Raw genomic sequence first — 13092 nt, forward strand, 5'->3', positions numbered from 1 at the left:
ATACTAATTCTTTTTATTTAAAATATACCGGTTAACCGCCGCATTATGTTGTTTTAATGTGGTTGAAAACTGATGACTACCATCGCCTTTGGCTACAAAATAAACATACTCGCTCTTAGGCGGGTTTACTGCCGCTAAAATGGCTTCTTTGGAGGGCATGGCAATCGGTGTGGGCGGTAATCCGTTAATACGATAGGTATTATACGGGGTGTAATTTCTCAAGTCTTTACGTTTAATATCGCCATCAAAATCTTCGCCTAGTCCATATATTACGGTAGGATCGGTTTGTAAGCGCATATTGGTATTTAAGCGGTTAATAAACGCCGAAGCAATTAACGGACGTTCGCTGGCAAGCGCGGTTTCTTTTTCGATTATTGAAGCCATGATCAGTGCTTCATAGGCGGTGTCGTAAGGTAAATCACTTGCCCGTTGCTGCCATGCATCTGCCAGTGTTTGCTGCATTTTTTGCGCAGCACGTTTTAATAAACTACTCGCATTATCGTTACTATGATAATGATAGGTATCAGGAAATAGCCACCCTTCAAGATGAGTTTGTTTGCCTATTATTTGTTCACCAAGTTGTTCGAGTTTTAAATCGTTTTGTAAATGTGATGCCGTACTTAGTGCATTTAATATATCTCTAAGTGCTTGGCCTTCAATGATGGTAAAACTAAAACTGACTTGCTCGCCTTGGTTTATTTTTTTTATATTGTTGATCACGCTATCCGCGCTTAACTCGTACAAACCCGCTTTTAAGTCAGTTAAGGTAGGGTCTAGTTTAGCTAATATTTGAAACCGCCAGCAGTCTTCTAGCCATTGTTGTTGCTGCCATTGACGGCACAACTTATTAAAGCCGGTGCCTTTTTTAACTTCAAATTGAGTGCTCTGTGCTACCTTTAATGGTGTTTCAATGGTTGCTTGTAATTGCTGGTAACCAATCACTGAGCTAAAAAAAGCCAGTAGTAATACTGATAATATAACTTTTAACACTAAGCCTCCTTGGCTAGTAACTCGTTTAGTAATGATTGGCTATGCACAATATCAAAACAGTGCTCGTCTATACTTTTTACGGGCACAATTTTCATTAAGCTGTTACAGATAAATACGGCGTCTGCTTGGGTAAGCTCATCAACGCTAACAGTTTTAAACTCAACCACTAATTTATCACATAAAGATTGCAGAAAAACACCTTTAATGCCGCATTCATCCAGCCTTGGGCTAAATATTTTATGATTTTTAATTGCAAAAATATTAGCCGCGGAGGTTTCTATTACATTGTTGTTGTAATCAAGCACTAGCGCATCATCGCTGTGTTGGGTTTGTAGGGCATTTTTGACCAGTACTTGTTCAAGCCTATTTAAGGTTTTTAGCCCAGCTAAATGAGGTTGAACAGCCAACTTAATCGGGCTAATAGCTAAGCTAATTCCCGAATCTGTTAAGCTGTTGTAATGATCTGGATAAGGTAAAACACTCACAATAATGTTTAAATTGCATTCACTCGGTGGCGCATAGCCTCGCCCGCCCTCGCCTCGTGTTATCACGATTTTAAGGACCGCTTGAGGATGTGATGCTATTTGCTGAGTGATCTGCGACTCTAGTGCATTAAACTCAAGTGCAGGAAAGCCCAAACGCTGCGCACATTCAATTAAACGTGCTTTATGATAAGCCCAATGCTCAACTTGTCCATCAGTAACCATTGCGGTGGTAAAAAAGCCATCGCCATAATTTAAGCCCCTATCACGGGTGCTTATACTACTGGTTTCACTTGCTGTTATTATTGTTTGCATATTTTTTTACACATAAAAAAACCCAGTTAAACAACTGGGTTCTTATTCTCATTCGTTGTTAAAAAAGATTATACCTTTTTAAACAGTAACGAGCCATTAGTACCACCAAACCCAAATGAGTTACACAAAGCGTAATCAAGTTTAGCGTCACGTGCTGTATGCGGTACGTAATCTAAATCACAGCCTTCGTCTGGGTTATCTAAGTTAATTGTTGGCGTCACTTTTTGCTCGGTCAACGATAAAATAGACACTATAGACTCAACAGAGCCTGCCGCTCCGAGTAAGTGGCCCATCATAGATTTTGATGAACTTACCATCACATCTTTAGCTGAATCACCAAAAATGGTTTTAACCGCTGATGTTTCGGCTTTGTCACCCGCATGAGTAGACGTACCATGTGCGTTGATGTAACCAACTTGCTCTGCATTTACTTGCGCATCGTTTAATGCGTTTTCCATTGCCAGAGCTGCACCTGCGCCATCTTCTGGTGGTGATGTCATGTGGTAAGCATCACCACTCATGCCAAAACCAACAAGCTCTGCATAAATTTTAGCGCCACGTGCTTTAGCGTGTTCGTATTCTTCAACAACCACCACACCGGCACCATCAGAAAGCACAAAACCATCACGATCTTTATCCCACGGGCGAGACGCTGCTTGTGGATCGTCATTACGCGTTGAAAGCGCACGTGCGGCGTTAAAACCACCCATTCCAATTGGCGTACACGCTTTTTCTGCACCACCGGCAACCATTGCATCGGCATCGCCGTAGGCAATCATACGTGCGGCGTGACCAATGTTGTGCAGGCCTGTAGTACATGCCGTTACAATTGAAATATTAGGACCACGGAGGCCATGCATTATCGATAAATGACCCGAGATCATATTAATAATGGTAGACGGTACATAAAACGGCGATAACTTACGTGGGCCGCTGTTTAATAATTTTACGTGGTTTTCTTCAATAAGGGTTAAGCCACCAATGCCTGAACCCACCGCTACACCAATGCGTGATGCGTTTTGTTCAGTAACTTCGAGGCCAGAATCTTGAAAAGCTTGAACACCCGCTGCAATGCCATACTGGATAAATAAATCCATTTTTTTAGCATCTTTTGGTGACATGTAAGCCGATGCATCAAAATCATTGATTAAACCAGCGAAGTGAGTACCAAATTTTGATGTATCAAAGTGGGTAATATTTTGAATACCACTTTTAGCATCTAATAAGCCTTGCCAGGTTGATTGAACATCATTGCCTAGCGGCGTCAACATTCCTAAGCCAGTTACGACGACACGACGTTTAGCCACGGTTTGCCTCCAATAAGGAATTATTATTATACCAATTAACTTAGCTCAGTTTATTTCAGCGCTAACGCTGTTGCTAGTTATGTTATTAGTATTGGGGATGATCATACCCAAGCTACCTCAAAGTGCGAGTCTCAAACCAATAACCAACGCTGAGCAATAACAATTTAATTGCTGATGATGAGTGAGGGTTTGGAATTGAATCATGGACTTTGAGGTGGTTTGGATATAAAGATTAAAGGCAGCGAATGCTGCCCTTAATTTGCGATTAATTACTCAGCGTGAGCTGTAACGTAATCGATTGCAGATTGTACTGTAGTGATCTTTTCAGCTTCTTCATCTGGGATCTCAGTATCGAACTCTTCTTCAAGAGCCATTACTAATTCAACAGTATCAAGAGAGTCTGCACCTAGGTCATCAACGAATGAAGCTTCGTTTTTAACTTCTTCTTCTTTAACACCTAGCTGTTCGATGATAATTTTCTTTACGCGTTCTTGGATATCGCTCATTCTTCTTTCCTTTATTAAAAACGCCAATGCGTTATTTTCAGATTGCGGCGTAGTTTACGTCCGATAATTCTCTGATTCAATCTTTTGACCATAAATAATTTGCTGGTCAAACCTCTTGAGTGTTTATTTTATCTTTTATCGCTTATTTTCACAGCGATTTCAAGTATGTTTAAAGCAAGTTTGCGAAAAATTCAATATTTTTTAGCAAACCCGCATGCAATTTATAGTTTATTTAATTCGCATTGCGAACTTAAACCATGTACATCGCACCATTTACATGCAAAGTTTCACCTGATACATACGCAGCGGCGTCAGATGCTAAATAACATACTGCAGCTGCAATCTCATCTGGCTGACCTAAACGACCCGCAGGTACGTTTGCAAGCGTTGCTGCTTTTTGCTCATCTGTCAAATCATCGGTCATGTCTGTTTGAATAAAACCAGGTGCTACCACGTTTACAGTAATACCACGAGAAGCTACTTCACGCGCTAGTGACTTAGAAAAACCGATAACACCCGCTTTAGCTGCTGCATAGTTGGCTTGGCCCGCATTACCCATAGTACCCACTACAGAGCCGATATTGATGATACGGCCGTTCTTTTTCTTCATCATAGGGCGAAGTACAGCCTTAGATAAACGGAAGATAGAACTTAAGTTGGTATCGATAATATCGTCCCACTCATTTTCTTTCATGCGCATTAATAAGTTATCGCGCGTAATACCTGCATTATTTACTAATACATCAATATCACCTAAATCGGCTTTAATTGCCGCTAATGTCGCCTCAATCGATGCAGGATCAGTTACGTTTAACGCATAGCCCTTACCGTTATCACCTAAGTAGTCACTAATTTTAGCTGCACCCGACTCGCTTGTTGCTGTGCCCGCTACTTTTGCACCTTGTGCTACTAATGTGTTTGCAATGGCCTTACCAATACCACGGCTAGCGCCAGTGATCAGGACAACTTTGCCCTCTAAAGAAAATAAATTACTCATTTTATATACTCTTATTTAGCTGAATCGATTGATGCAAGGTCGTTAACTGAACCACACACCATCGCTTTATCAATACGTTTTGCAAGCCCGGTTAGTACTTTACCAGGACCAAATTCATAACTTTGCGTTACACCTTGTGCAACCAGTGCTTGTACCGTTTCGGTCCAACGTACTGGACTATATAACTGGCGTACTAATGCCTCTTTAATTGCATCAGCTGAACCTTCTGCTTTTACATCAACATTATTGATTACATCACACTTAGGTGTATTAAATGTTAAAGCAGCTAAATCGGTGGCTAATTTCTCAGCAGCTGGTTTCATTAGTTCACAATGTGACGGTACGCTTACCGATAATGGCAGTGCACGTTTTGCTCCGGCTTCTTTACAAGCAAGAGAGGCTCTATCAACTGCATCTTTATGACCGGCAATAACCACTTGCCCTGGCGAGTTATAGTTTACTGGAGAAACCACTTCACCTTGTGCCGCTGCTGCACAAGCGGCTTTAATTTCATCGTCGCCTAAACCAATGATTGCGGCCATAGAACCTACACCAGCAGGTACGGCTTCTTGCATGTATAAACCGCGATTTTCAACCAGTTTTACGGCTTCGCTTAAACTGATCACATCGCTACATACTAAAGCTGAATACTCACCCAAGCTGTGACCTGCCATAACGACGTCTGCATCTGGGTTTGCAGCTAACCAATGACGATAAATAGCCACGCTTGCGGTTAATAGTGCAGGCTGAGTACGGTGTGTTTGATTTAGTTTTTCTTCTGGACCGTTAAGTACAAGGTCTGCTAGGTCGTAACCAAGTGCGGTTGAAGCTTCTGCAAATGTAGCTTTTACTATGTCAGAACTCGCTAATAGCTCTTGTAACATACCCACAGTTTGCGAGCCTTGACCTGGAAAAAGAAGTGCAATTTTTTGTGCCATAATTTGCTCTTTTAATTAAACAAAATAAATAATGTGTAACACGGCACGTTAACTGTTATTCAACCGCCGTGTCTTTAGAATGTGTTTTTTCGAAAATAGCAGCTATTTTATCTGGAAGTTGACGTTCTACTTCTTTCACTGCTTCGTCGATTGCGGCATGAAATGCTTTAGCTGAGGCATTTCCATGGCTTTTAACAACAATACCGCGCAATCCTACCAGAGAAGCGCCGTTATACTGGTCGGGGTTCACTCTTTTATAGAGTTTTTTTATGATTGGCGCCAACATAAACGCCATACACTTGTAAACGACGTGCTTTTCGAGGGCACGGGTAAACTTTTTCATGATAAGTTTAGCAATGCCTTCACAGGTTTTAAGTGCAACATTGCCAACAAAGCCTTCACAGACAATAACATCGGCCTTGCCAGAAAAAATATCACTGCCTTCACTGTAACCAATATAATTAATCAGCTCGCTTTGTTGCATTAATTGTGCGGCTTGCTTAATTTCTTCATGACCCTTTATATCTTCAGCACCAATATTTAATAAACTCACTTTAGGGTTATCGCAGCCAAGTGCTTGGCCTGCAACCACAGAGCCCATAATGCCAAACTGATACAGCATTTGCGCATCACAATGCACATTAGCGCCTAAGTCGAGTAAGTAAACGGGATTTTTACGTTCAGTAGGTACAGCAGAGATAAGTGCGGGACGTTTCACCCCTGGAAGCATTTTTAATACGTAATGCGCCATAAAAAATAGCGCCCCTGTATTGCCAGAGCTAACACAGGCTTGCGCTTCACCCGATTTAACTAAATCAAGGGCAACTCGCATGGAAGAATCTTTTTTTGAGCGTACAGCAACAGCGGGTTCGCAGGCATTGGTAACAACATCGTTACAATGGCGAATTATTAATCTAGGATGAGAAAGTGAATCGAGTGATTCTAATTGTTTAGCTATTACTTGCTCGTTGCCACATAAAATGAGTTTTAAGTTGGCATTAGCATTTACCGCACGAACGGCTGCGGGGATAGATGAACGGGGGCCATAATCGCCCCCCATCATATCTAACGCTATGGTTAGATTAGTCAGCATATAAGCAATCTCTTAGTTAGAAATTACTTGAACGCCTTTGTAGTAACCATCTGCAGTCACATGATGACGACGATGAGTCTCACCAGATGTTTGGTCTACAGTTAAAGTTGGACCACTGATCGCATCGTGTGAACGGCGCATGCCGCGTCTTGCACGAGACTTTTTGCTTTTTTGTACAGCCATAGTCTTCTCCTAAGAATCTTTCTTAAGTTGTTTCAAAATATCAAATGGATTTGGTTTATCATCTTCCGCCTTTAAAACACCAAAGCTGGCAGGCTCTGCTGTATAACTGCATGAAGCTTCGTTGTGGGTAGGCACTAATGGCACTGCTAAAATAAGCTCGTCTTCGATTAACTCAAATACGTCTATTTCACCATTTTCATCAAGTGCTACTTCGTCGTAGCTTTCTGGAAGATCATCTGACTCTGCATCCAAACCGACTGGCGAATACACAAAGTCTTGATCCAAATCCAACCCTAAATCACCATTACAACGTTGACAAGTGACAGTTACGTGTGTGGACAAATTGCCACTAATCACAACTAAACCTTGCTCATCGTTTTTGCAATGAATTTTTACCGCTATTTCACCTACTTCTTCCTGGATAACCCCTCGTAAACGAGGAAGTTTCTCAAGCGGTACAACGCCGTCATACTTTAAACGATGCTGAGCTGCTTTGCCCGGATGAAGGGTGATGGGAATTTTCACCTTTTGCATAGGGGCTGCATCATATAGATAGTTAGTAAGTTAGTCAAAGTAAAAAACCAATTTTACGTTGTTTTTCACGTGTTTTACTCACGGATCTGATTTATCCTAACTCAATCTGATTTACGTTAGGAAAACATGCCATGAAGCACTCCCTTATATTAGCCTCAAGCTCGCCATTTAGGCAGTCTTTATTACAAAAATTTAATCTGCCGTTTGAAACTTTTTCGCCGGATGTTGACGAAACGCCGCATAAAAACGAAACACCAAGCACGCTTGTTAAGCGCCTCAGTGAATTAAAAGCGGCTGCAGCCATCGATCATTTTGACCAAGGCCTCGCGATTGGCTCCGATCAGGTTGCTGTATTTGATGGTCAAATATTAGGTAAGCCGCACAATAAAGAAAACGCTATCAAGCAATTGAGCTTATTTAGCGGGCAAACGGTCACTTTTTTAACTAGCTTGTGTCTGTACGATGTACATACTAAACAAAGCAAAACTATTGTTGAGCCCTTTAATGTGACCTTTAAAACGTTAACAACGGCGCAAATAAGCGCTTATTGCGATGCAGAGCAACCTTATAACTGTGCAGGTAGTTTTAAAAGTGAAGGCTTGGGTATTTGTTTATTTGAAAAGCTCAGTGGTGATGATCCAAATAGTTTAATTGGTTTACCACTCATTAAACTCAGCCAATTACTGGCTGAGTTTGGTGTTGATGTATTAGCAGCGCAAACTAACTGATTAGCCGAGTAATATATTTTGCAACTGCTGATAGTTGTCAGCGGTTGCAATCGGGGTTAACTCGTTTAATTGCGCTGCGTCGTGCACACCCATGGTTACCCCTATTCTATCCATACCTGCGGCTTTTGCCATTGCCATATCTATTTGCGTGTCGCCTATCATTAGCGCTTCATCAACACTTACCCCTAGCTCTTCAAGCAATTGATAAAGCATATCGGGAGCGGGTTTTGATTTAGCGTCGTCACTGGTTCGCGTAGCACTAAAAAAGTGACGCAACTGGCTTTCATCTAGAAGGCGTTCCAGTCCTACTCGGCTTTTACCTGTGGCAACCGCCAATATTATGCCTTGATTTTTTAACTCAGTGAGTACCTGTGCAACGTGATCAAACACCGGTGTTGGGGTGGTATCAAGTGCATATTGCTGTTTATAACCTGCAATAAGCGTTTCGTGATGTTCGCTGTGATCAGGAAACAAGGTTGCGATTGCGTTTTCAAGCGATAAACCAATAATATTTTTACTAGCGGTATCGCTTGGCGGCTCAATATTATGTGATTGGGCACTTTTGCGAATGCAATTAACGATTTTGCTAATTGAATCCATAATGGTGCCATCCCAATCAAAAATCACCAGCTTGTAATGTTTTATTGGGGTTACGATCACGCCTTTGCTGCTCTAAGTTTTACTAAACAGCTTGATAGTGCTTTATCCAGCGGTGCTTCTACTCGCATAGTGGTTTCGTTTTTAGGATGGTAAAAGCTTAAATCATGCGCGTGTAGAAATAAGCGGTTTAAACCGCGTTTACGCATTGACTCATCAAATCCTTGGTCGCCGTACTTATCATCACAGGCAATAGCATGGCCTTGACACTGAGTATGCACACGAATTTGGTGAGTACGACCGGTTACAGGGGATGCTTGTACTAATGAGCAATCGTTAAAACGTTCAAGCACTTTAAAACGGGTATGCGACGGTTTGCCCTCGGTATTATCAACACGTACTACGCGCTCACCCGATTTTAGGGTATTTTTACGCAAACCTTCCGTTACATTTTTTGTTTTAGAGTCCCATTGGCCTTCTACCAATGCCCAGTAATTTTTTTCCATGGTTTTTTCGCGTAATTGCTCATGCAAAGCGGTCAGCACTGAGCGGCGCTTAGCAATGAGTAAACAACCTGAGGTATCGCGGTCTAAACGATGCACAAGCTCTAGGCTGCGCTCTTCTGGGCGTAAAACACGTAATGCTTCAATAAGCCCGTAGCTTAAGCCACTTCCGCCATGCACAGCCATACCTGATGGCTTGTTAATAACAATCAGGTATTTATCTTCAAATAATATATCGTCTTCGAGGCGCGTTACTTTATCGAGTTTTGATGGTACAAACTCTTCACGCTCTGACACTCTAATTGGCGGTATACGAATAACGTCGTCTAGCTGCAATTTATACACAGGTTTGATGCGTTTTTTATTAACACGCACCTCACCTTTACGAAGAATTTTATAAATTGCGCTTTTAGGCACCCCTTTTAAATGGGTAATAAGAAAGTTATCAATACGCTGACCTAGGTGGTCTTCGTTGATCGTGACAAAAGATACTTGTAAGCCGGTTTTTTCTGACATTGCCTAATCACTGATTTAAGTAAAATAATTTAGTTGCTAACACGGTTATAATAGTGGGATAATCAGCAGCGCAAATATTTAGTATTTGCAAATAACAACGGTGCTTTTTAACACAACAAAACATTCGTGATGCACATTCTGGGTAACCGATCATACAGATCCGAGTTAAGTTTTCCAAAGCTTTTATACATACCCAGTCAACACGTGCGCACAACTAACGGCAATGCGCGTAATATATTGCTGGTTAAGTTTGAACATGAATTGATTTTTAATGTGATAGTAAAAGCAATGAACAGATAATTTGTCTGATAGTGACGGCGTAAAAAACACGCCGTTCAGAATTCGCTCAAATATTGTAGTAGTACCGTACAGCAGCTTATTTAGAACTAAAAAAATCTAATAAATAAGCGTTCATTAACATCGGTAGCGATTTTTGCTCATAAAATAGATAACGGTAGTTTTAAAAACGAAACTATGGTTTGAACCTAAAGAGCCCTACGCACCTAATATGAATGCATTTAATAAGATTGATATGACAGGCCAACTTCTGGATAAAATGAGTATTGAGCTAAACAGCCGACACATTTGAATCCCTTTAGAATTTAATAGCGTGATAACACCCTATTGTTTGCCGGCATTTAAAATACTGCGTACCAAAATACAGAGCCGTTCCGTTAAAGACCCAGTCGTGAGGCTGCACATTCTAAAAATAGGAACACCTGAACAGGCGAGAAAAACATCGTCATGTCAGCGACACAAACTAGTAGAGTAACATTATGAAACGTATGCTAATCAATGCAACGCAGCAAGAAGAAATGCGCGTAGCACTGGTTGACGGCCAGCGCCTATATGATTTAGATATAGAAAGCCCAGGTCACGAACAGAAAAAAGCCAATATTTATAAAGGCAAAATCACACGCATTGAACCATCTTTAGAAGCAGCATTTGTTGATTACGGTGCTGATCGTCATGGTTTCCTTCCATTAAAAGAAATTGCTCGCACTTACTTCCCGCAAGGTTACACCTTTCATGGTCGTCCGAATATTCGCGACGTGATCAAAGAAGGTCAAGAAGTAATAGTACAAGTTGATAAAGAAGAGCGTGGCCAAAAAGGTGCTGCACTCACAACCTTTATCAGCGTTGCCGGCAGCTACTTAGTGCTTATGCCTAATAACCCTCGCGCTGGCGGTATTTCTCGCCGTATCGAAGGTGATGAGCGTACTGAACTTAAAGAGTCGCTTAGCCGTTTAGAACTACCTAAAGGTATGGGCTTGATTGTACGTACTGCGGGTGTTGGTAAATCGTTTGAAGAATTAAACTACGATTTAAAAGCATTATTAGTCCACTGGGAAGCCATTCAACAAGCGGCAGACAGTGCTAAAGCGCCATTTTTAATTCACCAAGAAAGCAACGTTATTTTCCGCGCCATTCGCGACTATTTACGTCGTGACATTGGCGAAATTTTAATTGATAAACCACGTGTTTTTGAAGAAGCTAAAGCGCACATTGAGCGTTTTCGTCCTGACTTTATGAGCCGCGTTAAGCTTTATCAAGGTGACACACCGTTATTTACGCATTACCAAATTGAAAGCCAAATTGAGTCTGCGTTCCAACGTGAAGTGCGTTTACCATCAGGTGGTTCAATTGTTATTGACCCTACTGAAGCACTTACGTCTATCGATATCAACTCGTCTAAAGCAACAAAAGGCGGCGATATTGAAGAAACAGCACTTAACACCAACTTAGAAGCAGCGGATGAAATTGCACGTCAACTTCGTTTACGTGACTTAGGTGGTTTAATTGTTATCGACTTTATTGATATGACTCCTCCTCGTCATCAACGTGAAGTAGAAAACCGCTTAAAAGATGCCGCTCGCCCAGATCGTGCCCGTGTACAAATTGGCAAAATTTCGCGCTTTGGTTTGCTTGAAATGTCGCGTCAGCGATTACGCCCTTCACTAGGTGAAGCAAGCCAAGGTGTTTGTCCACGTTGTAGTGGTCAAGGTACTATTCGTTCAAACGAGTCAATTGCACTATCAATTTTACGCTTGATTGAAGAAGAAGCGATTAAAGACAACACTGCACAAGTAAACGCACAAGTGCCTGTTGCCGTTGCCGCTTATTTATTAAATGAGCAGCGTCGTAGCGTTCACCGCATTGAAAAGCATCATAAATGTGATGTAGTGATTATTCCTAATCAACACATGGAAACACCACATTACGAAGTTATGCGTTTACGTAAAGACGAAACACTTGAAACAGTAAGTTATGAGCAAGTTGTTGCGCCTGAGCCTGAAGCATTTGAAATGTCTAAATCGCCTGCAGCACCTGTACGTGAAGAGCCGAAGCTTAAAGGTGTCGTTATGCCTTCTAGCCCTGCTCCACAAGCAGCAGCAAAAGCAGCACCGGTAGTAGAAGCAAAAGCTGAAATTGGCTTATTTACTGCACTTGGTAAATGGATTAAGTCGTTATTTGCAAGTGAAAGTGAGCAAACAACACAAGAGTCTACAGATAAGAAATCTCAAGAGCGTGCCAATAACAACCGTGGCAATGATAATCGTCGTCGAAACAACAACCAACGTCGTCGCAATAATAACCCACGTAATAAACCACGCAACGAACGTAATACAGAGTCTGAAACTAAAAATGAGTCAGCACCTGTAAATGATACGCCAGAAAAGAATGAGAACCGCAATAAGCGCCGTCGTAATTCAAATACGCGTAAACGTCCTGAGCATAAAACAGAAGATAAAACGCAAGTAAAAGCAGAGGCAACTCAAAAAGCTGATACTGCACCTAAATCTGATAAGAATGCAGAGCCAAAAGAGCAAAAGCCTAAAGTACGTCGTCAACGTCGTAATTTACGCAAAAAAGTTCGCGTACAAGACGAAAGTGCTGAGCAAGTTCAAACAATAGAACAACCTGTTGAGCAACCTGTGGTGAAAGAAGAAAAGCCACAAGTGAAAGAGCAAGCACCTGTTGTTGAAAAGCAAACGCCTGTATCAGATGAAAAAGCACCTGCACCTGCTAAAGAACAAGCAGAAGCTGTTGTTGATTCAAACGATAACGCAGTATCACAAGATGAAGAACAAGAGCAAACACGCACTCGTTCACGTCGTTCACCACGTCATCTTCGTGCATCAGGTCAGCGTCGTCGTCGCCCTGAAGGTGAAAACGCGCAAGAAAAGTCTGATGAAGCGCCTGCGTTTGTACCCGTTGCTGATCAAGCTGCAGCTGAATATGAAGCAGAGCTAAAAGCAAAAGCACATAAAACGGCCGTTGATGCCTCTGATGCAGTTGAGCAAAACATTGTTGAAGAAGAATTAGCGAAAACTGAAGAACCAGTAAAAACTGCAGAGCCAGTAAAAACTGAAGAACCAGTAAAAACTGAAGAACCAGTAAA

Annotated in this window: 13 protein-coding genes; 2 read left to right on the forward strand and 11 right to left on the reverse strand. The window is 41.6% G+C overall.

Translation table 11 applies throughout. From position 1 onward, the window contains the following. Window positions 1-3: 3 nt before the first annotated feature. The 9 genes from mltG to yceD all read right to left on the reverse strand — a co-directional run bounded on the left by mltG (window position 4) and on the right by yceD (window position 7345). Window positions 4-990: an endolytic transglycosylase MltG gene (mltG, locus tag CWB78_RS16525; protein ID WP_008109880.1), complete on the reverse strand. Its 987-nt coding sequence runs from the start codon at window positions 988-990 to the stop codon at window positions 4-6. Next, window positions 990-1787, reverse strand: coding sequence for an aminodeoxychorismate lyase (gene pabC, locus CWB78_RS16530; RefSeq protein ID WP_138596566.1), 798 nt, complete (start codon window positions 1785-1787; stop codon window positions 990-992). The genes mltG and pabC overlap by 1 nt, the downstream gene beginning before the upstream one ends. A gap of 68 nt (window positions 1788-1855) precedes the next feature. After that, window positions 1856-3094, reverse strand: coding sequence for a beta-ketoacyl-ACP synthase II (gene fabF / locus CWB78_RS16535; RefSeq protein WP_054200708.1), 1239 nt, complete (start codon window positions 3092-3094; stop codon window positions 1856-1858). A gap of 269 nt (window positions 3095-3363) precedes the next feature. Next, on the reverse strand, window positions 3364-3600 hold the full coding sequence (gene acpP / locus CWB78_RS16540; protein WP_008109873.1) for an acyl carrier protein: 237 nt from the start codon (window positions 3598-3600) through the stop codon (window positions 3364-3366). Between the two features lie 250 nt (window positions 3601-3850). Continuing rightward, window positions 3851-4597, reverse strand: coding sequence for a 3-oxoacyl-ACP reductase FabG (gene fabG / locus CWB78_RS16545; RefSeq protein WP_010389634.1), 747 nt, complete (start codon window positions 4595-4597; stop codon window positions 3851-3853). A gap of 11 nt (window positions 4598-4608) precedes the next feature. Continuing rightward, window positions 4609-5535 carry an ACP S-malonyltransferase gene (fabD, locus tag CWB78_RS16550; RefSeq protein ID WP_138596568.1) on the reverse strand — a complete coding sequence of 309 codons (927 nt, stop codon included), beginning with the start codon at window positions 5533-5535 and terminating at the stop codon, window positions 4609-4611. A gap of 55 nt (window positions 5536-5590) precedes the next feature. Further along, window positions 5591-6628, reverse strand: a complete 1038-nt coding sequence (gene plsX / locus CWB78_RS16555) for a phosphate acyltransferase PlsX (protein WP_008467405.1) — start codon at window positions 6626-6628, stop codon at window positions 5591-5593. A gap of 12 nt (window positions 6629-6640) precedes the next feature. After that, window positions 6641-6811 (reverse strand): 50S ribosomal protein L32, encoded by a 171-nt coding sequence (rpmF, locus tag CWB78_RS16560; RefSeq protein WP_008109865.1) that lies wholly within the window; start codon window positions 6809-6811, stop codon window positions 6641-6643. A gap of 9 nt (window positions 6812-6820) precedes the next feature. Next, entirely contained in the window at window positions 6821-7345 is a 525-nt protein-coding gene (gene yceD, locus CWB78_RS16565) for a 23S rRNA accumulation protein YceD (protein WP_008109862.1), read from the reverse strand. A gap of 131 nt (window positions 7346-7476) precedes the next feature. Between yceD and CWB78_RS16570 the strand changes: the two genes are divergently transcribed. Then, entirely contained in the window at window positions 7477-8073 is a 597-nt protein-coding gene (locus CWB78_RS16570; protein ID WP_138596570.1) for a Maf family protein, read from the forward strand. On the opposite strand, the gene CWB78_RS16575 is transcribed toward CWB78_RS16570, so the two are convergent. Together CWB78_RS16575 and rluC are read right to left on the reverse strand one after the other, a co-directional pair. Continuing rightward, on the reverse strand, window positions 8074-8733 hold the full coding sequence (locus tag CWB78_RS16575) for an HAD-IA family hydrolase (protein ID WP_138596572.1): 660 nt from the start codon (window positions 8731-8733) through the stop codon (window positions 8074-8076). Beyond that, window positions 8730-9689 (reverse strand): 23S rRNA pseudouridine(955/2504/2580) synthase RluC, encoded by a 960-nt coding sequence (gene rluC, locus CWB78_RS16580; RefSeq protein ID WP_008109857.1) that lies wholly within the window; start codon window positions 9687-9689, stop codon window positions 8730-8732. Before rluC ends, CWB78_RS16575 begins: the two co-directional genes overlap by 4 nt. Before the next feature lie 776 nt (window positions 9690-10465). On the opposite strand from rluC, the gene rne reads away from it, so the two are divergent. Beyond that, window positions 10466-13092 (forward strand): ribonuclease E (rne, locus tag CWB78_RS16585; RefSeq protein ID WP_138596574.1); only part of this gene is annotated, 2627 nt, incomplete at its 3' end.

The sequence above is a fragment of the Pseudoalteromonas sp. S1612 genome (genome assembly GCF_005887175.1).
GTDB classification, from domain to species: Bacteria; Pseudomonadota; Gammaproteobacteria; order Enterobacterales; family Alteromonadaceae; genus Pseudoalteromonas; species Pseudoalteromonas undina.